The organism is Vibrio sp. T20, from assembly GCF_007858795.1.
In the GTDB taxonomy this organism is placed as follows: domain Bacteria; phylum Pseudomonadota; class Gammaproteobacteria; order Enterobacterales; family Vibrionaceae; genus Vibrio; species Vibrio satsumensis.
Genome location: NZ_VFEB01000072.1, coordinates 1 through 345, shown reverse-complemented (window position 1 = coordinate 345; position 345 = coordinate 1). Strand labels below are relative to the sequence as shown.

Genomic DNA, 345 nt, shown 5'->3' with positions numbered 1-345 from the left:
TATTGATACAAACGGCTCCAAACAAATAAGCATACTCAAATTGTTGCTGTTGAACGGCTCTAGGTCGAGTTCCTTTTTCTGCCCAAATCTTGGTTGTGGTATTGCGTTGACCAAATCTAGCTTCATCTTGAAACCAAACAAGCACTTCTTTTAAGTGGATATGCCCAGGGATCTTAAGGATCGTTTCTATTGGGAATTTTTTTAAAAGATTCTTGAGCTTCTTCTGATTGTTTTGGGTGCTTTGAACGTGTTGTTATCCAACTCAAATTAAGTTCATGCAGTAAGCGGTATACACCGGATGGTTGGTAAGATATATCAAATTCATCGAGGATGAATTGTGTGATA

At 38.0% G+C, this 345-nt stretch carries 1 pseudogene; it reads right to left on the bottom strand.

Features of this window, described 5'->3' with window-relative positions:
* A pseudogene (locus FTW16_RS24705) lies at window positions 1–345 on the bottom strand (winged helix-turn-helix domain-containing protein); the annotation flags it as partial.